This window comes from Janthinobacterium sp. Bl 1 (genome assembly GCF_058215535.1).
The window spans coordinates 2,088,944-2,113,915 of the sequence record NZ_CM177086.1 but is presented as its reverse complement, the minus strand read 5'-3'; the positions used below and the strand labels follow the sequence as shown (position 1 = coordinate 2,113,915).

Annotated in this window: 25 protein-coding genes and 1 tRNA gene; 13 read left to right on the top strand and 13 right to left on the bottom strand. The window is 60.6% G+C overall.

Annotated features, from left to right (window positions below):
* The first annotated feature begins 11 nt into the window (after positions 1 to 11).
* Genes AC4BCN_RS09575 through AC4BCN_RS09565 form a run of 3 tightly spaced genes read left to right on the top strand, consistent with a single transcriptional unit; the run spans position 12 to position 2,794 of the window.
* Positions 12 to 932, top strand: a complete 921-nt coding sequence (locus AC4BCN_RS09575) for a bestrophin family protein (protein WP_034759046.1) — start codon at positions 12 to 14, stop codon at positions 930 to 932.
* 12 nt (positions 933 to 944) lie between these two features.
* Complete coding sequence (gene fdhD / locus AC4BCN_RS09570; RefSeq protein ID WP_034759049.1) at positions 945 to 1,778, top strand: formate dehydrogenase accessory sulfurtransferase FdhD; 834 nt, start codon at positions 945 to 947, stop codon at positions 1,776 to 1,778.
* A gap of 38 nt (positions 1,779 to 1,816) precedes the next feature.
* Positions 1,817 to 2,794: a ribonuclease Z gene (locus AC4BCN_RS09565; RefSeq protein ID WP_034759052.1), complete on the top strand. Its 978-nt coding sequence runs from the start codon at positions 1,817 to 1,819 to the stop codon at positions 2,792 to 2,794.
* Here AC4BCN_RS09565 and AC4BCN_RS09560 read toward each other — a convergent pair.
* On the bottom strand, positions 2,781 to 3,437 hold the full coding sequence (locus AC4BCN_RS09560; protein WP_070304131.1) for a tetratricopeptide repeat protein: 657 nt from the start codon (positions 3,435 to 3,437) through the stop codon (positions 2,781 to 2,783). The genes AC4BCN_RS09565 and AC4BCN_RS09560 overlap by 14 nt on opposite strands.
* A gap of 165 nt (positions 3,438 to 3,602) precedes the next feature.
* On the opposite strand from AC4BCN_RS09560, the gene AC4BCN_RS09555 reads away from it, so the two are divergent.
* From AC4BCN_RS09555 to AC4BCN_RS09540, 4 genes are all read left to right on the top strand, one after another.
* Positions 3,603 to 4,262, top strand: coding sequence for an XAC2610-related protein (locus AC4BCN_RS09555; protein ID WP_070304132.1), 660 nt, complete (start codon positions 3,603 to 3,605; stop codon positions 4,260 to 4,262).
* A gap of 36 nt (positions 4,263 to 4,298) precedes the next feature.
* The gene (locus AC4BCN_RS09550) at positions 4,299 to 4,766 is read left to right on the top strand and encodes a GNAT family N-acetyltransferase (RefSeq protein WP_338681394.1); all 468 of its coding nucleotides are present in this window, start codon (positions 4,299 to 4,301) and stop codon (positions 4,764 to 4,766) included.
* A 607-nt stretch (positions 4,767 to 5,373) separates the two neighbouring features.
* Complete coding sequence (locus tag AC4BCN_RS09545; protein WP_338681393.1) at positions 5,374 to 8,163, top strand: TonB-dependent receptor plug domain-containing protein; 2,790 nt, start codon at positions 5,374 to 5,376, stop codon at positions 8,161 to 8,163.
* A gap of 143 nt (positions 8,164 to 8,306) precedes the next feature.
* Positions 8,307 to 8,708 (top strand): GNAT family N-acetyltransferase, encoded by a 402-nt coding sequence (locus AC4BCN_RS09540; protein WP_338681392.1) that lies wholly within the window; start codon positions 8,307 to 8,309, stop codon positions 8,706 to 8,708.
* Here the strand turns inward: AC4BCN_RS09540 and AC4BCN_RS09535 are convergent.
* Complete coding sequence (locus AC4BCN_RS09535; RefSeq protein WP_338681391.1) at positions 8,705 to 9,322, bottom strand: TetR/AcrR family transcriptional regulator; 618 nt, start codon at positions 9,320 to 9,322, stop codon at positions 8,705 to 8,707. The genes AC4BCN_RS09540 and AC4BCN_RS09535 overlap by 4 nt on opposite strands.
* A 156-nt stretch (positions 9,323 to 9,478) precedes the next feature.
* Here AC4BCN_RS09535 and AC4BCN_RS09530 point away from each other — a divergent pair, with 156 nt between their 5' ends.
* Positions 9,479 to 10,714 carry an MFS transporter gene (locus AC4BCN_RS09530; RefSeq protein WP_425324032.1) on the top strand — a complete coding sequence of 412 codons (1,236 nt, stop codon included), beginning with the start codon at positions 9,479 to 9,481 and terminating at the stop codon, positions 10,712 to 10,714.
* 10 nt (positions 10,715 to 10,724) lie between these two features.
* Here AC4BCN_RS09530 and AC4BCN_RS09525 read toward each other — a convergent pair whose 3' ends face one another.
* The 4 genes from AC4BCN_RS09525 to AC4BCN_RS09510 all read right to left on the bottom strand — a co-directional run bounded on the left by AC4BCN_RS09525 (position 10,725) and on the right by AC4BCN_RS09510 (position 12,533).
* Positions 10,725 to 11,219 carry a prolyl-tRNA synthetase associated domain-containing protein gene (locus tag AC4BCN_RS09525; protein WP_338681390.1) on the bottom strand — a complete coding sequence of 165 codons (495 nt, stop codon included), beginning with the start codon at positions 11,217 to 11,219 and terminating at the stop codon, positions 10,725 to 10,727.
* A gap of 64 nt (positions 11,220 to 11,283) precedes the next feature.
* A complete protein-coding gene (locus AC4BCN_RS09520; RefSeq protein ID WP_338681389.1) occupies positions 11,284 to 11,487 on the bottom strand; it encodes a DUF3079 domain-containing protein in 204 nt (67 codons plus the stop codon).
* A 98-nt stretch (positions 11,488 to 11,585) separates the two neighbouring features.
* On the bottom strand, positions 11,586 to 12,080 hold the full coding sequence (locus AC4BCN_RS09515) for a hypothetical protein (RefSeq protein ID WP_338681388.1): 495 nt from the start codon (positions 12,078 to 12,080) through the stop codon (positions 11,586 to 11,588).
* A complete protein-coding gene (locus AC4BCN_RS09510; RefSeq protein ID WP_254798629.1) occupies positions 12,081 to 12,533 on the bottom strand; it encodes a GNAT family N-acetyltransferase in 453 nt (150 codons plus the stop codon).
* 242 nt (positions 12,534 to 12,775) lie between these two features.
* Between AC4BCN_RS09510 and AC4BCN_RS09505 the strand changes: the two genes are divergently transcribed.
* Positions 12,776 to 13,522 (top strand): hypothetical protein, encoded by a 747-nt coding sequence (locus AC4BCN_RS09505; protein WP_152546563.1) that lies wholly within the window; start codon positions 12,776 to 12,778, stop codon positions 13,520 to 13,522.
* Between the two features lie 40 nt (positions 13,523 to 13,562).
* On the top strand, positions 13,563 to 13,952 hold the full coding sequence (locus AC4BCN_RS09500; protein ID WP_338681385.1) for a hypothetical protein: 390 nt from the start codon (positions 13,563 to 13,565) through the stop codon (positions 13,950 to 13,952).
* 190 nt (positions 13,953 to 14,142) lie between these two features.
* Here the strand turns inward: AC4BCN_RS09500 and AC4BCN_RS09495 are convergent, their stop codons facing one another.
* Positions 14,143 to 14,415 (bottom strand): DUF4242 domain-containing protein, encoded by a 273-nt coding sequence (locus AC4BCN_RS09495; RefSeq protein WP_490493150.1) that lies wholly within the window; start codon positions 14,413 to 14,415, stop codon positions 14,143 to 14,145.
* A 221-nt stretch (positions 14,416 to 14,636) separates the two neighbouring features.
* Positions 14,637 to 14,882 carry a hypothetical protein gene (locus tag AC4BCN_RS09490; protein WP_128142543.1) on the bottom strand — a complete coding sequence of 82 codons (246 nt, stop codon included), beginning with the start codon at positions 14,880 to 14,882 and terminating at the stop codon, positions 14,637 to 14,639.
* Positions 14,883 to 15,154: 272 nt separating this feature from the next.
* Between AC4BCN_RS09490 and AC4BCN_RS09485 the strand changes: the two genes are divergently transcribed.
* Complete coding sequence (locus AC4BCN_RS09485) at positions 15,155 to 16,555, top strand: aminotransferase-like domain-containing protein (protein ID WP_490493149.1); 1,401 nt, start codon at positions 15,155 to 15,157, stop codon at positions 16,553 to 16,555.
* Positions 16,556 to 16,843: 288 nt separating this feature from the next.
* On the opposite strand, the gene AC4BCN_RS09480 is transcribed toward AC4BCN_RS09485, so the two are convergent.
* The 5 genes from AC4BCN_RS09480 to AC4BCN_RS09460 all read right to left on the bottom strand — a co-directional run bounded on the left by AC4BCN_RS09480 (position 16,844) and on the right by AC4BCN_RS09460 (position 22,463).
* Positions 16,844 to 16,933, bottom strand: a tRNA-Ser gene (locus tag AC4BCN_RS09480).
* A gap of 84 nt (positions 16,934 to 17,017) precedes the next feature.
* The gene (locus AC4BCN_RS09475) at positions 17,018 to 19,063 is read right to left on the bottom strand and encodes a putative bifunctional diguanylate cyclase/phosphodiesterase (protein ID WP_490493148.1); all 2,046 of its coding nucleotides are present in this window, start codon (positions 19,061 to 19,063) and stop codon (positions 17,018 to 17,020) included.
* A gap of 1 nt (position 19,064) precedes the next feature.
* A complete protein-coding gene (locus AC4BCN_RS09470; protein ID WP_490493147.1) occupies positions 19,065 to 20,189 on the bottom strand; it encodes an EAL and HDOD domain-containing protein in 1,125 nt (374 codons plus the stop codon).
* Positions 20,190 to 20,453: 264 nt separating this feature from the next.
* Complete coding sequence (locus tag AC4BCN_RS09465) at positions 20,454 to 21,083, bottom strand: response regulator transcription factor (RefSeq protein WP_139090879.1); 630 nt, start codon at positions 21,081 to 21,083, stop codon at positions 20,454 to 20,456.
* 6 nt (positions 21,084 to 21,089) lie between these two features.
* The gene (locus AC4BCN_RS09460) at positions 21,090 to 22,463 is read right to left on the bottom strand and encodes a cache domain-containing protein (RefSeq protein WP_490493146.1); all 1,374 of its coding nucleotides are present in this window, start codon (positions 22,461 to 22,463) and stop codon (positions 21,090 to 21,092) included.
* A 246-nt stretch (positions 22,464 to 22,709) separates the two neighbouring features.
* Between AC4BCN_RS09460 and AC4BCN_RS09455 the strand changes: the two genes are divergently transcribed.
* Together AC4BCN_RS09455 and AC4BCN_RS09450 are read left to right on the top strand one after the other, a co-directional pair.
* Positions 22,710 to 24,770 carry a carbon starvation CstA family protein gene (locus tag AC4BCN_RS09455; RefSeq protein WP_128140064.1) on the top strand — a complete coding sequence of 687 codons (2,061 nt, stop codon included), beginning with the start codon at positions 22,710 to 22,712 and terminating at the stop codon, positions 24,768 to 24,770.
* On the top strand, positions 24,770 to 24,970 hold the full coding sequence (locus tag AC4BCN_RS09450) for a YbdD/YjiX family protein (RefSeq protein ID WP_092718220.1): 201 nt from the start codon (positions 24,770 to 24,772) through the stop codon (positions 24,968 to 24,970). The genes AC4BCN_RS09455 and AC4BCN_RS09450 overlap by 1 nt, the downstream gene beginning before the upstream one ends.
* Positions 24,971 to 24,972: the final 2 nt, after the last annotated feature.

Sequence of the window (24,972 nt, the reverse complement as noted above, 5' to 3'; positions counted from 1 at the left end):
CGTCTTCCATCATGATTATCCGCCCCACCACCAACTGGTTTCGCATGCTGTTCGTATGGGATGGCTCGGTGCTGCAAGCCATCATCCCGCAATTGCTGCTGATGCTGGTCGTCAGTTCGCTGGCCTTGCTGACGGATGGCCGTATCTTCGGCGTCAAGATTCCGCTCGATACGGCGCCATTTCCCATGGTCGGCATCAGCCTGGCGATCTTTCTCGGCTTTCGCAACAACGCCAGCTATGCGCGCTTTGTCGAGGCGCGGCATATCTGGGGGCAATTGCTGATCGCCGCACGGGCCCTGGCTTCGCAGGCGATCACGTATCTGCCGCAGGAAACGAGCGGCCTGGACCGCGAGTTGCTGCTGCGCCGCCTGACCGCCTTCGTCTACGCGCTCAAGCACCAGCTGCGCCAGACAGATCCGCAGCAAGACCTGGCGCGCTACCTGCCGGCCGAGGAAGTGCAGCGCTTGCAAGGTATCCACTTCAAACCCGTCGCCGTGCTGCATGCGGTACGGGCCATGCTGTACGACGCCGTGCGGCGCCAGCCGGGCCAGACGCAGCTGCTGTGGATGCTCGACACGCAGCTCAACGACCTGGCCGCCACCGTGGCCGGCTGCGAGCGCATCAAGAACACGCCGATTCCATATCCGTATGGCGTGCTGGTGCACCGCACCGTCTACATGTACTGTTTTTTACTGCCGCTGGGCCTGGTGGACGCCATCGGCGTGGCCACGCCCCTCATTTCCGTCTTTGTTGCCTACACCCTGTTTGCGCTGGAAGCCATCGCGCAACAGATCGCCGAACCGTTCGGCCTGGCGCCCAACTGCCTGGCCCTGAACGCCATGACGCGGGAAACAGAACGCTCGCTGCTGGAATTGAACGGCGACCCGCTGCCGCCATCGATCCAGCCCTGCCCGCGCTATCAAATCAATTAACGGGAGAACAGCATGGACTTTGATACCACTACCACCGAACGCGACGGTTTCCTGGAAGTTCCCATGGTGCGCCACCAGGCCGGTGTGGCCACGGCGGGCCACGACATGGTGGCCGAGGAGTATCCCGTAGCCCTCGTCTACAACGGCATCGCCCACGCGGTGATGATGGCTACGCCGCGCGACCTCGAGGAATTCGCCGTCGGCTTTACCTTGACGGAGGGCATCGTCGGCAGCGTACGCGACATCTACGACCTCGACGTGTGCTGCGGCGAGGACAGCGCGGAAGTGCGGCTGACCATTGCCCAGCCGGATTTGATGCGGCTCAAGGGCCGCCGCCGCGCGATGTCCGGGCGCACCGGTTGCGGCGTGTGCGGCATCGAAAGCCTGGCCCTGCTGGACCTGGTGCCGGAAAAGATCACGCGTCCCCTACCGCCGCTGGTCGCCAGCAGCGCCATCCTCGGCCGCGCCGCGCGCGAACTGCTGCCCTACCAGGAGCTGATGCACAAGACGGGCGGCGTGCATGCCGCCGCCTGGTGCACGGCCGAGGGCGCCATCGTGAAAGTGTTCGAGGATGTGGGCCGGCATAACGGCCTGGATAAACTGATCGGCTACCTGGCCCTGCACCGCATCGCCATGCACGACGGCTTCGTCTTCCTGTCGAGCCGCGCCAGCTATGAACTGGTGCGCAAGTCGGCGCGCATGCATATCGGGCTCGTCGCCACCATCTCGGCGCCCACCTCGCTGGCCATCCGCATCGCGCGCCAGGCCGGCATGCAACTGGCCAGCTTTTGCCGCCGCGACGGTTTTGTCGATTACACGGCAGACGAGGTGCCACCGGTGGGCTGAACATTGGCAAGCCCGCACGGCTGCCGCATAATGCGGGCATGTTCAAACTGACTTTTCTCGGCACCTCTTCCGGCGTGCCCACGCGCTACCGCAACGTCACGTCGCTGGCCCTGCAAACCACGCACAACCGCGACTGGTGGATGATCGATTGCGGCGAAGCGACGCAGCACCGGCTGCAGCGCATCCCCCTGTCCGTGCACGACCTGGTCGGCATCTGCATCACCCACGTGCATGGCGACCACAGCTACGGTCTGCCGGGCCTGCTGGCCAGCGCCTCGATGACGGGACGCAAGAGGCCCCTGCTGCTGATCGCCCCGGCCGCCATCAAGGCCTGGATCGATGCCACCTTGCTGCACACGGAACTGTTTTTGACGTACCCGCTGATCCATATCGACGTGGACAGCGCGCAAGTCGTGCATGAAGCAGCGGGCTTGACCATCGAGCGCCACGCGCTGTCGCACCGGGCGCCAAGCGTTGGCTACCGTTTTGCGCTGGAAACAAGCAGGTGGAAGCTGGACAAGCCGGCCCTGCTGGCGGCCGGCGTACCGCCCGGTCCCGCCTGGGGACTCTTGCAGGCGGGCCAGGATGCGACACTCGACGATGGTACGGTACTAGCGGCCGGCGCTTTCCGCCAGACGGAAACGCAGCGCGCCACGGTGGTGATCGGCGGCGACAACGACACGCCGTCGTTGCTGACGGACGCCTGCGCCGGCGCGCAACTGCTCGTGCATGAAGCCACCTACACGGAAGCGATGCTGCAGAAAGTGGGTCCCGGCCCCACGCACAGTTCCGTGCAGCGCGTGGCGCAGTTCGCCGAAGCGGTGCGCTTGCCAAACCTGATCCTCACCCACTTCAGCGCCCGCTATCACCATGCGGAAGGCATGGCCGAGCTGGAAGCGGAGGCCCGGCTGCATTACTCGGGCGAACTATTCCTCGCACGCGATTTCGACAGCTATGAACTCGATGCGGCCGGTGTGCTGAGCAAGCTGCCGGCAAAGAAATCTAGTGGGGATTGACGCCATATTGGGCCGCATATTCGGCCGCCAGTGCGCGCGCCGCTTGCTGCTGTGAGGGCGTAAGGATTTCCAGCAACTGGTCGCGGTTCTTGATCGATTGCGTACTGCCCGCCTCGGCCGGCATGGCGATCCACGCGTACGCTTGCACATAATCAAGTTCCACGCCCTGCCCTTGCGCGTACAGCAAGCCGTATTCATTCTGCGCCGACAGGGAACCGGCTTCGGCCGCCTGCTTGTACCAGAACGCCGCCTCGGCATAGTCTTGCGGTACGCCATCGCCCTTGCGGTACGCCTGCGCCAGGTTGAATTGCGACTGGCCATCGCCCGCCTCGGCCGCCTGGCGTCCGTAAGCCAGCGATTGCGCCATGTCTTGCGCGACGCCATCACCGCTCGCATACATCAGGGCGAGGTTGGCCAGCGACGGCGGGAAACCCGCTTGCGCGGCGGCCGTGAACAATTCCACCGCTTTCGGCAAGTCTTGCGTCACGCCATGCCCCTGGTAATACAAGCTGGCCAGTAAATGCTGGCCGGCCGGGTCGCCAGTGCGCGCGGCCGCGTCGAATTGCCTGAACGCCTCGGCGTGGTTATCGTCGTTATAAGCGAGGATGCCCGCTTCATTCAAAGATTCGGGAGAGGATGTCATCAGAATTCCTTATTCGGGGATTTTTTGGCATTGTACACAGCACTGTTCCGCGCAGAATGCACGATAGGGAATGGTGTGGCGCGTTGCCCAAATCATGCGTTATGATCATTCTCCGCATGATGCAATCTAGCCATTGCGCCCAATTGCCTGCCCAAGAATATCGCCATGAAACTGATTGCTCTGCTTTTATCCCTGATTTCCACCTCGGCTTATTGCGGCACCTTGCACCTGGACAAAGCCGCGACAGGCAAAGTACGGCAAGCCACGGATATCCGCTATGCGAATCACGATGAAAAACAGACCTACCAGCTGAAAATCGGCAAGCAGTGGATCAATGGCAGTTGCAGCAGCAGTGGCACGGGCAATTTGCACGCGCTGCTGCTGGACATGAATTTCGACGGCCAGGCCGACCTGTGGGTCACCGGCTACACGGATAGCCAGGGGCGCATCCGCTGTTCCGATGTGTGGCTGTGGGATTCGCCGGCGAAGCAATACCGTTTCAACAAACCACTATCAGCCATTCCGAATTTGGATATCAGCATGGCCGATCGAGCAATCAAAGGCGGCATCCCCAATTGCGGCTGCGCGGCACAATGTTTTTATGAAGACAGCTATAAGTGGCGGGCTGACAAATTAATCGCCACCGCCCGGCGCGAACAGGATTGCGAACGCTACCGTGAATATCGCTTGAATGAAAAAAACGACTTGATCATCGTCAAGGATGAAATCATCGATAGCGGTAATCCTGGCCAGCAAGCCATCGAAAAGAGAAATGTAGTTGACTGGCAGCGCCATGCGCACATCATGCGCAAATCCTGGGAGTGATATTTACCCCCAATCCGACACCATCGAACAACACATATGACGACACATCCAGCATCGATTACTTTTCATGCCGCCAAAGAGGAAGACACGCCGGCCTTCATCGAATTGCGCGGCAAGACGCGGCAAAATGCCATCCCAAAAGAACGTCTGGCGGAAGTCGGTATCACGGCCGATTCCTGGGCGGAAATGATGCGTTCGGGCAGCCTGCCTGGCCAGGTCTGCCATCACGACGGCCAACTGGTCGGCTACTGCTTTGGCGAGCGCGACACGGGCGAAATCATCGTCCTGGCCCTGCTGCCGGAATTCGAAGGCTTAGGCATCGGCAAGACCTTGCTGGAACTGGTAATGGCGGAACTGCGGGCCCAAGGCCATCAGCGGCTGTTCCTCGGCTGCTCCAGCGATCCCGCCTCGCGCTCCTACGGCTTTTACCGCTACCTGGGCTGGACGGCGACGGGCGAGACGGACAAATATGGCGACGATGTGCTGGAGTTCATGCTCAACTGACAACAAGGGAGGGGAGGACCGTCATCGCCTCTGTCATGCGCAGCCCGTCACTTTTCCCACAGCCACTTGCGCTCTACATCATGACGATATCGGCATATTGGCGACAGCTATTCCACTGTTATCAAAAAAACTCCTGTTGACAATTTCCCGCCACACGTGAATTGACAGCAAGGCAACAGCCTTGAATCACAGGTGGCCCGCCCGAAGCGGCATGTTCTCTCATGCCCACCGCCTCACGCTGCGCGCGCGTCCTTCCGTTCATCACCTGCTGAAAAAACGGAAATTTCAGTAGCATCTATTTGTTAAGAAAATCTTTACTGTTGTAAATAAGAGCAACAGTACTAGATAAAATTGACATTGCCTGCATAGAAATGTTTTTATGTGTCTGCTAGGTAAAATGAATATCACATTTTACAAAAATGACTGCACTTGAACGGTCAACTAGATCGGGTTGGCAGGCGCGCGCTTATCGCGATGCGCTTGTTTCAACAGTTTTTCGCATAAAAACGGGTCCTGAGAATGACCTGTACGGAGAAGTGAATTGACTAAGAAGTTTGTTTTGAAGCGCAGCGTCGTCGCTGTCGCATTGACATTATCCTCATCCCATATGGCATTTGCACAGGAAGCACCGGCAGAGCCGGCCTTGCAAAAAGTCCTGGTAACCGGTTCGAACATCAAGCGCACGGAAAAAGAAGGCTCCTCGCCTATCCAGACCTTGAATGCCAAGCAGATTGCCGCCACCGGCGCCAATACTGTGGCCGAACTGTTGCACTCGATCCCTGCTTTCGGCTCGGGCTCGTCGGTGGACGTGACCGACGGCGGCTTCGCCCGCGGTGCGGCAACCGCCTCCATGCGTGGCCTCGGTTCGTCTTCCACGCTGATTTTGCTCAATGGCCGCCGCATCACCGCATCCGCCTATGCCGACCCGAACCAGGGCAAATCGGCCGTCTATGACTTGAACAGCATTCCCGTGTCGGCCATCGAACGCGTCGAAGTATTCAAGGATGGCGCCTCGGCCGTGTATGGTTCCGACGCCATCGCCGGCGTAGTCAATTTCATTACCAAAACCAAGTACACGGGCGCCGAAATGAGCGCCAGCATCAGCGCCAACGACGACGGCGAATTTGCCCGCAAGAGCGCCAGCGGCATCTTCGGCTTTGGCAAGGACCGCTTCAATGCCTTCGTCAGCTTTGACGTAGCCAAGCGCGACAGCACCATCATCAAGAACGAAAAGGACGTCGAGAGAGGCATGTATGCCGACATCAACGGCCGCCTGAACCCGTTCTCCAGCAGTCTAACCACGTCGCCTTTCTTCTACGCTGAGACAGTGCCAGGCACGAAGAAATTCGCCACCACTTACGCCCAGCGCGCGCAAATCGTCAATCGCCTGGACTGCCCTACGTCGCAGCAAATTACCGGCAACATGGCGGCGCACAACATGCTGGCAAGCGACCCGCTGGTAGGCCGCACCTTCTGCAACTTCAACATCGACGATTACGCCGAAGTGCAAAGCGCCGGCAAGGACGCCAACATCCTGTCGCGCGCCACATTCGAGATCAACCAGGACATGACCGCCTTTGCCGAAGCCGGCTACAGCCGTTCCGAGCGCACCTATCTGCGCGTGCCAACGGCCTTCCGCAGTACGGCTTCGACCACCGTGTATCAACTCAACGGCGCACCGCAGCAGTTCCAGATGATCTTGCCGGTAGGTCATCCTGACAATCCGTTTTCGACGCAGCGCGCCGCGGTCGGCTACCGCGTCAGCGCCCCTGGCGGCGCTGTCAATCTGAACGAAACCTATCGCTTGCTCGCCGGCGTGCGCGGCACGGCTGGTGCATGGGACTGGGAAACGGCCGTACTGTGGAACCGTGCCGAGCGCGTCGAAAACTGGAACGGCATGCTGTATCGCCCGACCCTGGAAAAAGTCATGACGCAAAACTGGACCCTGGCGCAGGTCAATGCCGATCCTAGCGTCACGCGCGACCTGGAAAACCGCGGCTATGCCCAGGTAACGCAAGTCGACGCCAAGGCCAGTACCGCATTTGGCCAGCTGGCCGGCGGCCAGGTTGGCGTGGCCTTTGGCGCAGAATTCCGTCAAGAAAAAATCGGCCTGACGCCAGACATGGCGACCCAGCGCGGCGACATCATCGGCCTGGCCAACTCGTCGGCCGACGGCCGCCGCAATGTCAGCTCGACCTTCATCGAAGTACGCACGCCGTTTGCGAAATACTTTGAAATGGACTTTGCCGGCCGTTACGACAAATATCCTAACCTGAAGGCCAACTTCGTGCCGAAAGTCGGCGCCAAGTGGACCATCAGCGACCGCGTGGCCGTGCGCAGCACCTATGCCGAAGGCTTCCGCGCCCCTGCGCTGACCCAGGTTTCGCCTGGCGGCGTGCAGTCGTTCAGCAACGTGGTCGACCCGCTGCGCTGCCCGGACGGCGTTCACCCTGCCTCCGGCGCCGATATCAGCGATTGCAAGAAAGGCATTTCCAGCCTGTCCGCAGCCACGCCTGATCTGCGTCCTGAAACATCGAAGAGCTACTCCCTGGGCCTGATTCTGGCGCCGACCAAGGAAATCGACGTGCTGGTCGATTACTACCGCATCAAGAAAGTGGATGAAACCGCCTTGTTCAGTGCGCAGTACATGGTTGATCGTCAAGACCGCTACCCTGGCAGCGTCATACGCGACAACAATCCGGTCAACCTGGTGACCGATGGCAATGGCAACGTGGTGCCTAACTCTGGTCCGATTTCCCAGGTCAACCGTTCGTATGTGAACCAGGGCAGCACCGAAGTGCAGGGCATCGATTTCGAAGTGGCGTACCGCAAATCGCTGGGCGATCTGGGCCGTCTGACCGCCAACCTGAACTGGAGCTATCTGATGAGCTTCAAGCGCGCCGAGCGTCCGGGCGAAGTGGCAACCGACACCTCCGGTGCGAACGGCGGCCTGTCCGACTATGCGACTTCGGTCGGCGACAATCCGAAGAACCGCGGCAACCTGTCCGTCAACTGGACGCGTGGCGACCACTCGCTGACGACGTCGGTAGATTTCGTCGGTCCCGTATCGTTGCTGCGCCGTAGCGACAACGACGTGGTCTACGAGAAACCATATTGCCAGTACGGCGTGGGTCAACCGAAGTCGGCATATGGACTCGGTGGCTTGCCGAAGTACAGCAACTACATCAGCAGCTGCGACGTGAAGAGCTGGACGACGACCAATATGGCGTATTCCTACACGGGCTTCAAGGATCTAACCTTGTCGTTCAATATCAAGAACCTGTTTGATATCAAGGCGCCATACGATCCACGTTACGCAGTGGAAGGCTTCAATCCACAGTTGCACAATGGTCAAGGCCGCTACTTCCGTATCAGCGCCAACTACCACTTCATGTAATCGCCTGCTGCCGGCGTGATGGTGCGCCGATAGCCAAGGGCTGAGTCCTGTCTTGCACAGGCTTCAGCCCTTTTTAGTTTCAGAAGGGGGATGCCGATGGTTCACCCAGGCACTTAGCCCGGTCTTGGCGTGTTCAATAGGTAATGAGCGTGGCGCACAGGCGATGCGCCGATTATCGTGCTTCGCGGAGGAAAGCGAAGAGTGGACGGTTTCAGCCGCCGACAAGCAGTTTGCCGCCTGGCCACCATCGGCTCATGGCGTCCTCTTGTCCGCGCCATTTTCCTTGTCAGCCGCCGCCAGCCCCCCAGTCATTCCAGCCTTCGCCAAACAGCTCGCCCGCATTCGAAGGCTTAGGCATCGGCAAGACCTTGCTGGAACTGGTAATGGCGGAACTGCGGGCCCAAGGCCATCAGCGGCTGTTCCTCGGCTGCTCCAGCGATCCCGCCTCGCGCTCCTTCGGCTTTTACCGCTACCTGGGCTGGACGGCGACGGGCGAAACGGACAAGTATGGCGACGATGTGCTGGAGTTTCGCTTTACAGCCTAGGCGGTCAAGCGGCTGACATCCCACACGCGCATCACCTGCGTAATGGCAGAGTCAAACACGGCGTAGCCAACGCCATCGCGGGCCTGGATCGCCACGCCCGATAAAAAGCTGTCGAAGACGGACGCCAGCGCCACTGCATCCATATCTGCTGGCAATTCGCCGCTGGCCATGCCCCGCTTGACGCAGTGCACGAAGCCGGCGCGCGTGCGGGCGCGCGAAGCCGTCAGCGGTGCAGCCACGGCCGCATGCTCGGCCGTCGGCGCGCTCATGCAGCCGAGCGCCACCATGCAGCCGGGCGGGTGGCCCGGCTCGGACTGCATGCTGGCCGACTGGCGCAAGGCCTGCTCAATGGCCGCGCGCGGCGCCAGGCTATCGTCCCACAGGCATTCCGTCACGCGGGCAAACGTGTCCAGATAGCATTGCGCCGCCTCGCGGAACAGCGCTTCCTTCGAACCGAACGCCGCATAAAAGCTGGGCGCGGAAATGCCGCCGCCCAGGCTCGCCTTGAGCTGGCTCAAGGACGTCGATTCATACCCCTGTTGCCAGAATAAAAACATGGCCTGTTCCACCGCTGCCTGCCGGTCGAACGTGCGCGGCCGTCCCATTTGCGCCATCCATCGCTCCTTCTCATCTGCTTATACGCTACTTACATACTACTCGATACAGAAGTCGTTGACAACGCGGCGCGCCATCGCCTATATTTATACTGATCGATACATATATACCGCTATAACGGTCGTGGGATTTCTGCGCCCGATTACTTTACAAGGATGTTTGCCGTGAATCACGCCACTATCACTACCGGAACCAGCCCAGTGCTGGCCGACCGCCTCCCCGTTGCCGGCCTGCTGGCCCTGGCCATGACGGGTTTTATCTGCATCGTTACTGAAACCTTGCCCGCCGGCTTGCTGCCGCAGATCAGCGCGGGGCTCGACATCAGCGCCGCGCTGGCCGGGCAAATGGTCACGGCCTACGCGCTCGGCTCCCTGCTGGCGGCCATTCCGCTCACCATCGCCACGCGCGGCTGGCGCCGCCGCAACGTGCTGCTGCTGACCATCATCGGCTTTCTCGTGTTCAATACCGTCACGGCCTTGTCGTCGCACTACTGGCTGACTCTGGCGGCCCGCTTCTTTGCCGGCATGGCGGCCGGGCTGGCGTGGAGCTTGCTCGCCGGCTACGCGCGTCGCATGGTGGCGCCGCATCAGCAAGGCCGTGCCCTGGCGCTGGCCATGGTGGGCGCCCCCGTCGCCCTGTCCCTGGGCGTGCCGCTGGGCACTTTGCTCGGCTCGCTCGTCGGCTGGCGCGCCGCGTTCTGGATCATTTCTGCACTGACATTGATCCTGATCGCCTGGGTGCTGGCGAAGGTGCCCGACTACCCGGGCCAGTCCGTCCATGAACGCCTGCCCCTGCGCCGCGTCTTCACGACGCCGGGCGTGCGCCCCGTGCTGGCCGTCGTCATCGCCTGGATGCTGGCCCACAACATTCTCTACACCTACATCGCCCCGTTCGTCGCGCCGGCCGGATTGACGCGGCGAATCGACCTGGTGCTGCTCGTCTTCGGCGCCGCCGCCATGGCCGGCATCTGGATCACGGGCAAGCTGGTCGAGCGCCACCTGCGCGCCACCGTGCTGGCCAGCCTGGTCGTGTTCGCCGTGACGGCCCTCGTGCTGGGCCTCGCGTCGTACATCCCCACCCTGATCTACGTGGGCATGGCCATATGGGGACTGAGCTTTGGCGGCGCGGCAACGCTTTTACAAACGGCGCTGGCGGACACGGCCGGCAGCGGCGCCGACGTGGCCTTGTCGATGAATGTGGTGGCGTGGAATGGGGCGATTGCGGCCGCGGGCGTGGTGGGTGGCGCCCTGCTGGAAACCTGGGGCGCGGGCGCTTTCCCGTGGGCGATGGTGAGCTTGCTGGTGCTGGCCTTCCTTGTCGCCTGGTCGGCCCGCGAACACGGTTTCCGGCCGGGACGGCGCAGCGGCGGCGCGCCCGTGACCGGGCATTGAAAGACCCTATTTAAATAGCTGCCGGTACGTTCAGAATGCGGGGCACGTGGCCTGTATGCGCAAGGAAATCGACGAAGGCGGCATGCGACAGCGCCACCGTGGCCGTGTTGCGCAGCGGATGAGCTTGCACTGAATCAGCGTCCCACACAGCCTGGTCCAGCAGCAGTTCCACCGCCTGCGCGCTGTCGTGGATCAGCGCAAACAGACTGACGGCCCCAGGCGTGATGCCCAGGTGCTGCAGCAGGCGTTCGGGCGAAGCCATGCTCAGTTTGCTCGACGGCAGCAAACGTCCCAGCGCCGCCAGGCCGATGCGCTTGTCGAAAGGCACGATGACGAGAAAATGCCGCCGCCCCTTCTCGTCGCGCACGAACAGATTCTTCACCATCAAGCCGGGCATGGCTGGCACATGAATCAGTGCTTCATCGATGGTGTGCACGGCCGGGTGCTCGACGAATGGGCAATCGCCGGCATTGCTTTCCAGCCAGCGGGACAGGGTTTCTTGCATGGTGATTCCTCAGCTCGGACGCAATGAGGAATTGTAGCGGGTCAATGCGTGGCGGGGATTGCCATCAAGGCTTATTCTCCGGCTCCTTGTCGGCCCTGTCGGCCGCCGCCAGCCCCCAGTCATTCCAGCCTTCCCCAAACAGCTCGATCGGGTGCTGCGTGCGCTCGGAACCATTGCCACAACGCATGGCGTCCGGCGGGCAATACTTGTCGCAGCCCCAGCAGATGCGTTCGGGGTTCTTGGGGTTCAGGGGAAAGGGCTTGGCCATGGGGGGGACGCAGTCGGTTGAAGTCTCCTTGTTGACTCTAGACCTGGCGCGTGAGGCGGTCAAACGAATTCCAGTGAGGAATTTGTCCGAGGTCAATTCTATGCAGATGGCTCGTGTGGCTGAAAGACACAATACCCTTCCAGCACGATACGCGCCACATTGACACTACCGTCGGCGGCCGGCTGCTCCTTGAGTTCGTCCAGCGCATACACCATCGTCACCATGGCGCCAGGCACGAACAGCTTGGTGTCCTGCTTGCGGTGCGTGTAGATGCTCTCGTCGAATGTCGAGCCATCCGCCAGGCGCAAGGTAAAACTGTTGACTTGATCGCCACGCCGGCTATCCTGGCCCGCGAAATACATGCGCTCGATCCTGCCCGTCACCGTTTGCGTCTGGATGCGCCCGGCTTTGATGCTTTCCCACCACTCGTCCGAAGCGAACAGGCCTTGGCTGCCTTTCAGGCCCATGCGGGGCCTGGAACTGTCGAGAGTGAGAGATCGGGTCTTGGCGATACGGGCCGGGTCTTGTGCCAGGGCTTCGGCGAGGGTGTAGACGGGTTTCATCAGGGCGCAGGAATGGCTTGAAGCGCTCACTCAATGTTTGCGCCGAATGACGAAAGCATTGCCGGCAGGCTCAAAACCAAGTGTCGGATAGTAGGACATGGCATCGGGGGCGGACAGCAATATCAAGGACACTTCCTCGCCGATGATGGCCTGGGTGCGTTTGACAAGTTCTTTGCCGATACCGAGGCCCTGGTACTGCTTGTCTACGGCCAGGTCCGAGAGGTAGCAGCAATACGCATGGTCGGTCAGCGAACGGGCCAGCCCCACAAGCTCGCCATCCACCCATGCCGACAGCACCAGGCAAGGCGCGGCAAACATGCGCGCGATTCGAGGGAGGTTGCTGGTGGGCCGCTTGATGCCGGATTGATCGAACACGCGAACAACGTCCAGCGGATCAAGGGGAAAGTTATGACGATATTCGATAGTGGTGTTTTTCATTGGTTCACGGGTGTAAGAAGATTGCGCGTGGGAGACCTTTGCCATGGGGATAGTATCACCAGCGATGATTGAGGCATATGGACGCTACGGCATCAGTGAGCAGCCTGGGGGCCTCTTGTCCTTGCGCCGATGCTTGGCCGCCTGTACTGCGGGCGGAGGCGGCACCGCATCGCCGGGATGTCCATTCAGTTATTAGGGCGCCTCCAATCTGTTAAAATAGTTGAAAATTTTAATGATCAAATCATGAATAACCTGAACTTTTCAAATACAAAGAATGTGCTGAGCAAATGAAAGCCATTATATTCTGCACCAGCTTTATAAAAGATGCCCCATCATGGGGAAGTCGGTATCAGCGGTGGCTCGATTATTACAAAGATGTTCCTATCAATGCGGTAAAGAAGATAATGATTGATGATGGATCGCCATTTCTTCCACCTGCCGAAATCATCAATACAGTTTCCCATAGCGCTCCGCTGGCGTCGAATGGCGATAAAAATCTCATCATTCGCTTCGATAACAATCTGGGACGACAAAGCGGGGCCGACTACCCTGGCTGGTGGCGTAGCTTTCTCCACTCGGTCAAGGTGGCAAATGAATTAGGCGTGGATAAGATCATCCATATCGAGTCGGATGCCTATATCATGACGCCGCGCCTGGTGAATTTCATCAATGAAATCGAATCAGGCTGGAACGTCCTGTGGTCCCCGCGCTATCGCTTTCCGGAAACTGCCATTCAAGTTATCTGCAGAGATCAATTTGAAATTTTTGAGAAATTCAAGGAAAACCATCCCGATTATTCATTCCCGGATATTGCGGAAAGGTTGCTTCCTTTCACCACTGTGCACAAGCAGTTCAAAGGCGACCGCTACAGCGATTTCACGAAAAACAGATGGATATTCCGCTCAAAAAAATTCAACAAAATCCCCATTTTTAAACATGTGTTTTTCTGGGAAACCATACCGCCGGATGCGGACTTTGTTACGCAGGGTATTGGCCGTCAGGAGTTTGTTTATAGACGCGGTGAAGCGGCTTGATTTTGTGAGGGTGGCGAAGTTGCCGATTTGGATAGTAAATATGTTGCTACCGTTACGATTGAATAAACGCGTGTGCACCGCCCTTGTCGGCGTTCTTGCCGCCGGTACCGCATCGGCATTCGCTGCTACGCTTGACAAGGATCGGACACGCGGTGACATACATGGCTTGTTTGAAATCAGGGATGCAGCAGTAAAATTCATGGCTGCCGAGAATTCCAAAAATGGAACAAGCTGGCAGGTATTGGAGCCGAACCGGAAGATTCTGGTGGCAAAATGTGCGGTAGCTTTGCGGGTGAAATGGGTTCCGAAGAGCCATGGCCTGTCTGGACCGAATGTTGCTGTGAATTGCGACAAGACCGTAAAGCCCACGATACAACATAAATGGGAAGTGTTTGTGCCGGTCGATAAGGGGCCGATCGCGCGTAAATGATCAGGTGAGGATTGAAGAAACGAACTGATGTGTTGGGTGCTGTGAAAGCTGGCTCAATCGAAATCTGATTAGATAATCGAACGCGCGCCCACAGCGCGCGGAGCTGCCGCGCGGCGGCAACGGCTTGACCACGTTCAGCATTATCAGAGCGAAGCTCCGCCAAGGACGAGGCTACAGTACTTGGGCGGCACTACTCCGCCGTAGTCGGATCAATGACCGAGATGACCTCCGACACGCGGCTTGCAGGGAAGCCGCCTAGCTGGGCATGTTCGCGAACCAGTTCTTCATTTGCAGCGATGTAAACACAGTAGATTTTATCGCCGGTAACATAACTTTGGACCCATTGAATTTGTGGTCCCATCTTGCTTAGTACACCGCATGACTTCTGCGAAATGGCTTGAAGTTCTTGCCCTGACAACTTTCCAGCCCCGGGAATATCACGCTCAATAACGTACTTTGGCATAGCGCTCTCCTTATGAGTTTTTCGGGCGAGCACAAGGCTCGCCAATCCCATGCGTCACACATGACGTGACATCTATTAGTTATATACCATGCTGGTGGGTTGGTGTTATTTAAAACACCACAAAATACACATACGAGTCTGGTCGGCGCGCCGGGCCCGTAAATGGCGGCAGAGAGTCATGGCTGCGGCATGACTCGATATCCGCAGCCAAAGCGGTGCCATCATGGGAAGGTCATGTCCAAACCGACCATCCTGACAACGACGAAGGTGACGAGTCCCAGGACCATGAGCAATAGCATGAAGCCTGCGACCACCTTGCCGCTCGCGCGCAGCACAGCGCGATTCTGCTTCGCCTTATCCTTGTCCTTCTTGCCTTGATCGTAATGCCACTTGATGGCGAAGAACATGCCCGTGCCGAGCACGAGAGCCTTGAAGGTAACGAAGACTATAGGTGTCCAATCCATCATTTGAAGTATTTCCAGTCTATTACTTGACACTATCTATCGTGAGGAGCACTGCCTCAAAACGCTGCTTCAGCAGCTTCCGTTCAAACCATCCCCCAGGCATCCTGTTTGACTCTTCCATTATAGCTACCCATGAAATAACAAGGGCATCGGACGCAGCGATGTGCCGAATGCGGATGCGCGAGGAGAAACGTCAGCGACTTCCATACAAGATTGGTGTTGCTGCACGTTATAAGGCATACTACCTTAAAACAATCTCCATACATTGAGACAAAATGTCCCAGTTGAAAGCCATACAAGATGACAATGTGACGATCTGGTTGCCGCGATTGCCGCCGCACGGGGGGCCACGTTTTTTGCAGATTGCCGATGCCTTGCAGGCGGCGGTGGCAGACGGATCCTTGAGACCGGGTGACCGTCTGCCTCCGCAGCGTCACCTGGCAGCGCAGCTGGACGTCGACCTGACGACGATCACACGCGCCTACGATGAAGCCAGACGCCGCAACTTGCTGGAGGGCCGCGGCGCTCGCGGCACGTATGTCGCGGCGCCGAAAGTCGAATTGACCGCTATCCTTGACCTCTCCATGAATACCCCGCCACCGCCCGATGGCGTGGACTTCGACGACATGCTGAAACAAGGTTTGTCTCAGGTATTGATGCGGGCAGATAATGAATTGCTGATGACTTATCACCTGGGAGGGGGAAGCGATTCCGACCGTCAGGCCGGGGCCAAATGGCTGGCACCGATGTTTGGACATCTGGATGCTCGACAGGTCCTTGTCTGTCCCGGTGCGCAAGCGGCGATCGCCGCATTGATCCTTGCGCTGACGGAGCCTGGCGATGTCATCCTGGCAGAGCCGATGAGTTACCCTGGCTTGCGTGCCGCAGCAAGCCAATTCGGCCGGCACGTCATTGCCGTGGAAGCGGACAAGGACGGGATGCTGCCCGAGATGCTCGAGCAAGCATGCCGCCAGCACAAGCCCGGGCTGGTCTACCTCAATCCCACATTACAGAACCCGACCGCCATCACCATGCCGGAACGCCGGCGCAAGGAGCTCGCCAGCATCGCGCAGCGCTGCAATGTGCGCATCGTCGAGGATGATCCCTACTGGCTGCTTGCCGAAGCCCCGCCGCCGCCTGTTGCCACGTTTGCCCCGGAACAGGTGATCTACATCTCCACCCTGTCGAAATGCCTGACACCCGGCCTGCGTGTCGCGTTCGTGCTGATACGCGACCCATTCGAGCGCGAACGTTTCCTGGTCGCGCTCAGATCCTTTGCGCTGATGGTCGCGCCTCTGACGGCCGCACTGGCCACGCAGTGGATACTCGACGGTTCGGCTGACGGATTGCTGGCAGGCGTACGCAACGAGGCGCGCCTGCGCCACCGGATGGCGCGCGATATTCTCGCGGGGCGCTACAGCGGCTTGGGTGACGGCCTGCATGTATGGATCGAGTTGCCGGCGTATTGGAACTCTTCACAGCTTGCGCGTGCAGCCGCCAGCTCCGGCATCGCGGTCACGCCGGCGGAGGCATTCGCCACTGGCAGCGACTCCGTGAATGCCATCCGGATCTCGTTGGGCAGCATCAAGGACCGTGAACGCTTGCAGGCGGGCCTGCAACGACTGTCTCATCTGCTTGCGCGGCGGCCCGAGTCGTTCAGCGCTGCTGTGGTTTAATTGTCCGCAAACCTGTGTCTGGTTTATTACACTATGAGCTGGTCTGGCATTCAGACTCGGACTGAGGCGTTGGATGCTGTGGAAGCTGGCTCAGTCGAAAAGCTGATTAGAACCACGAACGCGCGCCTGCGGCGCGCGGGGCTGCCGCTCAGCGGCAGCAAATGGAGGATTCGGGGCGGGCTGGGCCGGTAGGCCCAGCCCTTCGAATCTCACACGCAGGGCGCGCAGGCGCCCTGCTCGCTTCCACCAGGCAGTATAGGTTCGACGTAACTCAGATTTTTTATGTCTTGGCGGAAGCGGTGAGATTCGAACTCACGAACAGTTTAACCCGTCGCTAGTTTTCAAGACTAGTGCCTTCAACCACTCGGCCACGCTTCCAGATGGCAGCATTATACATAAAGGTCGGTGGCTTACCAATGGCTAGCACCGTTTGCCTGACAGGAAAGAGCGGGCACGCCTGCCTTATACGCCCCAGTTTTCCCGCAGCGCCCGCTCGAACTCCACCGCAGGCAAGGGGCGCGAGAACAGGTAGCCCTGCACTTCGTCGCAACCTGAGCTCTTCAGGAAGGCCAGTTGCTCGGCCGTTTCCACGCCTTCCGCGATCACTTTATGGTGCAGCTGCTGGGCGATGCTGATGATGGTGCTGGCGATGGCGCAGTCGCTGGCGTCGGTGGGGATGCCGGTGGTAAAAGACCTGTCGATTTTCAGGGTATCGATGGGGAAGCGTTTCAGATAGGACAGGCTTGAGTAGCCGGTGCCGAAGTCGTCCAGGGACAGGGCCACGCCCAAGGCCGTGATGCGGTCCATGATGCCGATGACTCTCTCGATGTTGTGCATCAGGGTGCTTTCCGTGATTTCCAGTTCCAGCCAGGCCGCTTCCAGGCCGTAGCGGGCCAAGGTCGCCGCCACTCTGGCCGGCAAGGCTGCCGTGAATTCACGGGCGGAGACGTTGACGGCCAGGCGGATCGGCGGCAGGCCGGCCAGTTTCCATGCTTGCGCCTGGGCGCAGGCCGCCTCCAGCACCCATTCGCCCACTTGCACCACCAGGCCCGTCGATTCGGCCAGGGGAATGAATTCGGCGGGCGGGATCATGCCGTGCTGCGGGTGGTGCCAGCGCACCAGCGCTTCGGCGCCGATGATGCGGCCGCTGCCCAGGGCGTATTTCGGCTGGTAGTGCAGCAGCAGTTGCTGTTCGGACAAAGCCTGGCGCAAGCCTGTTTCCAGGCGCATGCGCGCCTGCATGCCCAGGTTCATGTCCTGGCTGTAGAAAGCCACGCTTTCCGCTTCGCCGCCGCTGTCCTGCTTGGCGCGGTACATGGCGATGTCGGCCAGGCGCAGCAGGGTTTCCGCGTCCTGCGCGTCTTGCGGGTAGACGCTGATGCCGATGCTGGCGCCCACGCGCAAGTCGTGGCCTTCGATCAGGAACGGCTCCACCAGCGAGGCCAGCAGCTTTTGCGCCACCATGCTCGCTTCGAAATGCTGGCCAATGTCGAACAGGCCGACGGCGAACTCGTCGCCGCCCAGGCGCGCCACCAGGTCCTGGTCGCGCAATACCTGGCGGAAACGCAGGGAGACCTGGCGCAGCAGTTCGTCGCCGATGCGCCGGCCCAGGGTGTCGTTGATCAGTTTAAAGCGGTTCAGGTCGATGAACAGCACGCAGCCGAGCATCTTGCTGCGCTGCGCCACGCTCAGGGCCTGGTCGACCAGCTTGGCCAGCAAGGTGCGGTTGGGCAGGCTGGTCAGCGGGTCGTAATAGGCCAGGTGGTGCAGCCGCTCTTCGGCCAGCTTGCGTTCCGTGATGTCCGTCAGGTAGGCGATGAGTCCGATCGGCTTGTCGTCCAGGTCTTGCAGCGGCGACAGGGACAAGCTGGCCCAGAAGATCTCGCCCGACTTCTTTCGGCGGCGCACCTCCATCAGGCGCCCTCCCTGCTCCAGGAAGGCATCGTGGAAACCCGTGTCTTCGTCCTCGTACAGGAACAGGATGTTGCGCCCAACGGCTTCCACCGAGGTGTAGCCGAACAGGCGCTCGGCACCCTTGTTCCAGCTGGTGATGTAGCCGGTCAAGTCCATCGTCAGCACGGATTCGTGCAACTGGTCGAGGATTTGCGTCTGCTGCGCCAGCAAGGCTTCGACTTGCGCGTAGGCATGAGTCGAGCGTTGTGCCAGCGAATGCACTTGCAGGACGCCGGCCGTCAACGATGCCAGGCTGGCCAGGTGGCGGCGGTCGGCATCGTTATACAGCGGACGGCCGGCCACGCTGTAATGGCCGAAACAGTGGCCGTCGAAACTGACTTCCTGCAGCAGGGCGGGCGTATCGCGGGGAAATGGTACGGCCGGCGCGGCGGCGTCCGTAGTGGCCACGGGCAGGAACTGGCCATGCGGGCTGGCCATCACCGTGCTGGCGATACGGCCCAGCTCAGCGACCAGCGCGGGGCCGCGCAAACGCACGACGGCGTCGCACAGGGCGGCGCTGTCACCGAGGAAATCCGACACCGGAAACAGGGTCATGCTAGAGGTTCCGGCTGACCTGGATGGCCCATTGGTAGGCCTGCAGCAGGCTGCGCCAATAGGTTTCTCCATCGATGCCGGCGCGGCGCAAGCCGTCCGGCGGCGGCGTGGCGCTTTCGACCAGCGCCAGCAAGGTACCCAGCTCGCCATTGCGCTCAAGCAAGGCGGCGCTGACTTCGGGCGCCAGGTTCAGGGTGGCGATGATCTCTTGCATCGGCATGCCCAGCAGGACGTCGAGCAGCGAAAACACGCCCGCCATGAAGGCCAGGTCTTGCGCGTCGCGGTCGCCGCCGCGCAGCTGGCACAGCGCTTCCATCTGCGCCGCGCGCACGGCCGCCAGCGGCAGCAGTGCATGGATCTTGCCATCGTCCTGTTGCCGCGCATACAGCAGCAATTGCAGCCAGCGTTGCAGCTGGCGCCGGCCCAGCAAGGTAATGGCCTGGCTGAAGCTGGTAATCGGCGCCGTGAAACCGAAGGCGGCTGAATTGACCAGTTTCAATAAATGATAGCTGAGGGCCGGGTCTTGCTTGAGCGGCACTTCCAGCTCGTGCGCGTCAGCATCGCGGGCCAACAGGCCCAGCAGCGACATCAGCCGGCGCCGCGACGTGGCGTCTTCCGGCTCGCCTTGCTGGCGCGCATGCTGCAAGGCGTAATCGCCGGCAAACCAGCTGACACCGAGTTCTTGCAATGAGGCAATCTGCCCCGCGTCGGCGATGTTGTAGGCCAGGTGCGGCCCCGGCAAGGGCAGCAGCTGATGCAGGGCCGGGTGTGCGCCTGCCGCGTCAAAACTCAGCGCGCGCGCGTCGACTTGCGCCGCCGCCACGGGACCGGCATCGGCGCCATCGAGAAGGATGCGGTAGCCGGCGTCGCGCCATTGCCGGCATTTTTTCTGGAGTTGCTTGTCGCCGGCAAGCTGGGCCGGCAAACGGAAGATGGTGCGTTGCGGCGCCAGTTGCGCCAGCACGGCCTCGTCCACGCCATGCGGGTCGGCCAGGGGAATGATGCAATCGAGCGGCGCCAGGAAGGCATACGCATCGGCAGCGGCCAGCGCCGCCAGCAGCGGCGCCGTCAAGGCCTGCGGTACATGCAAGGTGACAGCGACCCACTCGTTATGAGCATTGGCCACTGCTTGTAATCCCACCAACGGAAACAGGTTTGATTCAGACGCTGACATCGGTATCTCAGTGTGGGTAGGGCGCCATAGTAAATAAACTGACCAGCATTGGCAACCCTGGCCCGACAGGGATGCCCTCGACAGCGAGAATCATTCTATCCGAATCTCACCCACGAAACAGTTTAATTTTGGCAATAGATGTTCAAAAAGAACATTCCCCCGCGAGACCCGCCTGGCATGCGGCTTAGCCAACAACACGGCGCCGCGCACGCTTGCTCAGGCGCTGCCGCCATGGGCGTGCTCGACCGCGTATTTGATCAATTCAGCCTGCCCTTCGATGCCGAGCTTGCGCTTGATGTTCAGCCGGTGCGTCTCCACCGTGCGCACGCTCAGGTCCAGCGCGCGGGCGATCTGCTTGTTCGACTGGCCTCCCGCGATGTGCTGCAGCACCTGTTGCTCGCGCGTGGTGAGGAAAGAATCGTGGACTTGCGGCCGAGACAGTTGCCGCGCCAGGGCGGCGCTGTAATAAATGCCGCCGGACATCACGGTCTCGATGGCAAACACAATATCTTTCCCAGGGGCATCTTTAAGCACATAGCCGCGCGCGCCGGCGGCGATGGCTTGCGACACATATTCGAGCTTGTCGTGCATGGACAGGATCAGCACGGCGATCTGCGGAAACGCCTGCTTGAACAGCGCCGTTGCTTCAATCCCGTTTGTGCCGCGCATATTGATATCCATCAGCACGAGGTCTACCTGGTGCGCGCGCGCCTGACTCAATGCTTCGTCGGCGCCGCCCGCCTCGGCCACGACGTCGAAATGCGCCACCGCTTCCAGGCGCGCGCGCAAGCCGTCGCGCACGAGGGGATGGTCGTCCACCAGCAGGATGTTGATCTTCTCGGTCATGGTTCTCTATTTTAATGTGGAGGAAAGCTCGAGCCGCGCCAGCACCACGGTGCCGGCAGGGGACGAGGTGATGTGCAGGCCGCCACCGATGGCTTCCATGCGTTCCGTCATGTTGCGCAGGCCGATGCCGCGCTGCGGATGCAGGGCGATGCCGTCGAAATCGAAGCCGCCGCCATTATCCTGGATGCGCAATTCCACGGCCTTGCCTGCCTCGCGCAGACTCACTTCCACGCCGCGGGCGTGGGCATGGCGCTCGCAATTGGTCAGCGCTTCCTGTGCGATGCGGAACAACACGGTATTCACCATATCGGGCAAGCCCTCGCCCGCCGCCGCGGGGCTGGCCGTGAAACTGGCTTGCGCGCTGCTGCTGTCGTTGAATTCATGCACGAGGTGGTCGAGCGCGGCGGCCAGGCCCAGGTCATCCAGAATGGCCGGGCGCAGATTGTGCGAAATGCGCCGCACCTCGCCCAGCACCTTGTTCAGCTGCTCGGCGGCCCGCTCGAACGTGGCGGGCGCCTTGTCTTTCTGTTCCGCATTGCCGCCCAGGCGCGCGATGCCCGCCTCGATCTGCAGCTTGATCGATACCAGCCACTGGCTGATGCCGTCATGCAAGTCACGCGACAGCCGCGCCCGCTCTTCCTCCTGCGATTCCACCACGCGCTGCGCCAGCACTTTCAGCTTGGCATCGGCCACGCGCAATTCACGCAAGTTCAGCACGAGGCCGCAGGCGGCCACCAGCAGCGAGCCGAGGATGGCGATGGCGGCGATCAGCTCCATGGTCGAGCGGATATTGCGCGACTGCTGGGCGTCGACCTTGGCCAGCGCCTGGTCCACGTCATCCATATAAATGCCGGTACCCATCATCCAGCCCCATTCCGGCATCAGGATCACATAGCCGAGCTTGGGCGCGGACTTGTTCGTCGACGGCTTGATCCAGTTGTAGCGTTCGAAGCCGCCGCCGCTCTTGGCCCGCTGCATCAGGCGCTGGATGGTCAGATTGCCCTCGGCGTCGCGCAATTGCCACAGGTTCTGCCCCACCAGTTCGGGCTGGCGCGGATGCATCAGCGACTTGCCCTGCAAATCATAGATAAAGAAATAGCCATCGTCGCCATAGCTGAGGGCGGACAGGATGCGCTTGGCCTCCTCTTGCGTGGCGTCATCCTTGCGCCCCGACTGGTACAGGGAGGCGATGGAATGGCTGGCCAGGGTCACGTAATGCTTGAGTTCGGCCTCCTTGCTGGCCAAATACGCTTGCTGGATGGTGGCGCGCTGCTGCTCGGCCAGGGTAATCGCCTGGTGCCGCACGGCGAACACGATGGCGCACAGGGCGAGGATGAGCGGCGTGATGGCGAGGAAGATGACTTTCTGTCTGAGTTTCATGGCCTTGCGCGCTCGGGCGGTGTCGATGCTGGTGGGAATGCGTGATTTTACGTCGCGGCGCGGCGATCGGTCTGCGTAGTAATACTGAGCGTTACTGCGTAGTGCTGCGCTTGCGGCAATTATACGATTCCTGAATACTCGCCATAAGCTGCAGATACCACGAATTCACACCCAAACTGGCGACGACCAGGCTCGGCAGCACACATCATCGCACGGCACAGCGCCCGTCACATCTCTGGAGGAAGCATGAACCGCATTTTCAAACAGCTCGGCTGGGCAGCGCTTGCGCTGGCAGGCGCCGGGTCCTTGGGCGTCGTTGCCCTGCAACGCGGCGAATCGATCAGCGCGATCTGGATCGTCATCGCCGCCGTCTGCGTCTATCTGATCGCCTACCGTTTCTACAGCCTGTTCATCGCCGACAAGGTGCTGGGCCTGGACTCGCGTCGCATGACGCCGGCCTTCAAGCACAACGATGGCCTCGACCACGTGCCAACCAACAAATATGTGCTGTTCGGCCACCATTTCGCGGCGATCGCCGGCGCCGGTCCCCTCGTCGGCCCCGTGCTGGCCGCACAGATGGGCTATCTGCCAGGCATGCTGTGGATTTTGGCTGGCGTCGTGTTCGCCGGCGCCGTGCAGGATTTCATCGTGCTGTTCATTTCCATGCGCCGCGACGGCCGCTCGCTGGGCGACCTGATCAAAGCTGAACTGGGCGAGATTCCCGGCATGATCGCCTTGCTCGGCTGCTTCATGATCATGGTCATCATCCTGGCCGTGCTGGCATTGATCGTCGTCAAGGCGCTGACTGGCTCCCCATGGGGCAGCTTCACCGTGATGGCGACGATCCCCATCGCCCTGTTCATGGGCGTGTACTCGCGCTTCATCCGCGTCGGCCGCATCGGCGAAATTTCCATCATCGGCTTCGTCTTGCTGATGCTGGCCATCATCGGCGGCCAGTACGTGCAGGAACACGCGGTATTGGGCCCGATGTTCACGTTCACCGGCACGGAACTGACGTGGATGCTGATCGGCTACGGCTTCATCGCCTCGGTCCTGCCCGTGTGGCTGCTGCTGGCGCCGCGCGACTACCTGTCGACATTCCTCAAAATCGGCACCATCCTGGGCTTGGCCATCGGCATCATCGTCGTCGCGCCTTACCTGAAAATGCCGGCCATGACCAAGTTCATCGACGGCTCCGGCCCTGTCTGGTCGGGCAATCTGTTCCCCTTCCTGTTCATCACCATCGCTTGCGGCGCCGTCTCCGGCTTCCACGCGCTGATTTCCTCGGGCACCACGCCGAAGATGATTGAAAACGAAAGCCATGCCCGCTTCATCGGCTATGGCGCCATGCTGATGGAATCGTTCGTCGCCATCATGGCCCTGGTGGCCGCCTCGACCATCGAACCAGGCATCTATTTCGCCATGAACAGCCCGGCCGCCCTGATCGGCACCACGGCCGAGTCCGCCGCACAGGCGATCTCGCAGTGGGGCTTCTATGTGACGCCGGAAATGCTGACGCAAACGGCCAAGGACGTGGGCGAGCACAGCATCATCTCGCGCGCCGGCGGCGCACCAACCCTGGCCGTCGGCATGGCGCAGATCCTGTCCGGCGCCATCGGCGGCAAGGCCATGATGGCCTTCTGGTACCACTTCGCCATCCTGTTCGAAGCACTGTTCATCCTGACGGCAGTAGATGCGGGCACGCGTGCCGGCCGCTTCATGCTGCAAGACTTGCTGGGCAGCTTCGTGCCAGCCTTGAAACAGACGGAAAACGTCATCGCCAACCTGCTGGCCACGGGCCTGTGCGTGGCGGCCTGGGGCTACTTCCTGTACCAGGGCGTCGTCGATCCATTGGGCGGCATCAACACCCTGTGGCCGCTGTTCGGCATCGCCAACCAGATGCTGGCCGCGATTGCGCTGATCCTCGGCACGTGCGTACTGTTCAAGATGAAACGTGGCCAGTACGCATGGGTCACCATCACGCCAACCATCTGGCTGCTGCTGTGCACCCTGACGGCAGGCTGGCAAAAGATTTTCGACGCCAATCCGCGCGTCGGCTTCCTCGCCCATGCCAAGAAATATTCGGCGGCACTCGATGAAGGCACCCTGCTGGCGCCGGCCAAGTCGGTGGCGCAGATGCAGCAGATCATCTTCAACGATTACCTGGACGCGGGCCTTGCAGCCTTCTTCGTGGTGGTCGTCGTCAGCGTGCTGTTCTTCGGCATCCGCACCATCCTGAAGGCGCGCGCCGACAGCAAGCCGAGCACCAAGGAAACGCCATTCCAGGCCATGCCCACGGTGCAATGATGATAGCCGATATCATCAAGGCTGGACGGTATCTGGGGCAAAGCATGCGGCTCATGTGCGGCTTGCCCGAGTACGACACCTATGTGGCGCACCGGGAAGTCACCCATCCCGGCGAGCCGATGATGACGTATGAAGAGTTCTTCCGCGAACGGCAGGAAGCCCGCTACGGCGGCGCCGGTAAGCGTGGTGGTTGTTGTTAGCT

Excerpts from the sequence above, each read along its gene's own strand:
- AC4BCN_RS09485 (WP_490493149.1), top strand. The coding sequence starts at position 15,155 with ATGTCCCAGTTGAAAGCCATACAAGATGACAATGTGACGATCTGGTTG.
- AC4BCN_RS09565 (WP_034759052.1), top strand. The coding sequence starts at position 1,817 with ATGTTCAAACTGACTTTTCTCGGCACCTCTTCCGGCGTGCCCACGCGC.
- AC4BCN_RS09505 (WP_152546563.1), top strand. The coding sequence starts at position 12,776 with ATGAAAGCCATTATATTCTGCACCAGCTTTATAAAAGATGCCCCATCA.
- AC4BCN_RS09500 (WP_338681385.1), top strand. The coding sequence starts at position 13,563 with ATGTTGCTACCGTTACGATTGAATAAACGCGTGTGCACCGCCCTTGTC.
- AC4BCN_RS09455 (WP_128140064.1), top strand. The coding sequence starts at position 22,710 with ATGAACCGCATTTTCAAACAGCTCGGCTGGGCAGCGCTTGCGCTGGCA.
- AC4BCN_RS09575 (WP_034759046.1), top strand. The coding sequence starts at position 12 with ATGATTATCCGCCCCACCACCAACTGGTTTCGCATGCTGTTCGTATGG.
- AC4BCN_RS09450 (WP_092718220.1), top strand. The coding sequence starts at position 24,770 with ATGATAGCCGATATCATCAAGGCTGGACGGTATCTGGGGCAAAGCATG.
- AC4BCN_RS09530 (WP_425324032.1), top strand. The coding sequence starts at position 9,479 with ATGTTTGCCGTGAATCACGCCACTATCACTACCGGAACCAGCCCAGTG.
- AC4BCN_RS09525 (WP_338681390.1), bottom strand. The coding sequence starts at position 11,219 with ATGCAAGAAACCCTGTCCCGCTGGCTGGAAAGCAATGCCGGCGATTGC.
- AC4BCN_RS09560 (WP_070304131.1), bottom strand. The coding sequence starts at position 3,437 with ATGACATCCTCTCCCGAATCTTTGAATGAAGCGGGCATCCTCGCTTAT.
- AC4BCN_RS09545 (WP_338681393.1), top strand. The coding sequence starts at position 5,374 with ATGGCATTTGCACAGGAAGCACCGGCAGAGCCGGCCTTGCAAAAAGTC.
- AC4BCN_RS09460 (WP_490493146.1), bottom strand. The coding sequence starts at position 22,463 with ATGAAACTCAGACAGAAAGTCATCTTCCTCGCCATCACGCCGCTCATC.
- AC4BCN_RS09535 (WP_338681391.1), bottom strand. The coding sequence starts at position 9,322 with ATGGCGCAAATGGGACGGCCGCGCACGTTCGACCGGCAGGCAGCGGTG.
- AC4BCN_RS09475 (WP_490493148.1), bottom strand. The coding sequence starts at position 19,063 with ATGACCCTGTTTCCGGTGTCGGATTTCCTCGGTGACAGCGCCGCCCTG.
- AC4BCN_RS09495 (WP_490493150.1), bottom strand. The coding sequence starts at position 14,415 with ATGCCAAAGTACGTTATTGAGCGTGATATTCCCGGGGCTGGAAAGTTG.
- AC4BCN_RS09540 (WP_338681392.1), top strand. The coding sequence starts at position 8,307 with ATGAGCGTGGCGCACAGGCGATGCGCCGATTATCGTGCTTCGCGGAGG.
- AC4BCN_RS09520 (WP_338681389.1), bottom strand. The coding sequence starts at position 11,487 with ATGGCCAAGCCCTTTCCCCTGAACCCCAAGAACCCCGAACGCATCTGC.
- AC4BCN_RS09550 (WP_338681394.1), top strand. The coding sequence starts at position 4,299 with ATGACGACACATCCAGCATCGATTACTTTTCATGCCGCCAAAGAGGAA.
- fdhD (WP_034759049.1), top strand. The coding sequence starts at position 945 with ATGGACTTTGATACCACTACCACCGAACGCGACGGTTTCCTGGAAGTT.
- AC4BCN_RS09490 (WP_128142543.1), bottom strand. The coding sequence starts at position 14,882 with ATGATGGATTGGACACCTATAGTCTTCGTTACCTTCAAGGCTCTCGTG.
- AC4BCN_RS09510 (WP_254798629.1), bottom strand. The coding sequence starts at position 12,533 with ATGGCAAAGGTCTCCCACGCGCAATCTTCTTACACCCGTGAACCAATG.
- AC4BCN_RS09465 (WP_139090879.1), bottom strand. The coding sequence starts at position 21,083 with ATGACCGAGAAGATCAACATCCTGCTGGTGGACGACCATCCCCTCGTG.
- AC4BCN_RS09555 (WP_070304132.1), top strand. The coding sequence starts at position 3,603 with ATGAAACTGATTGCTCTGCTTTTATCCCTGATTTCCACCTCGGCTTAT.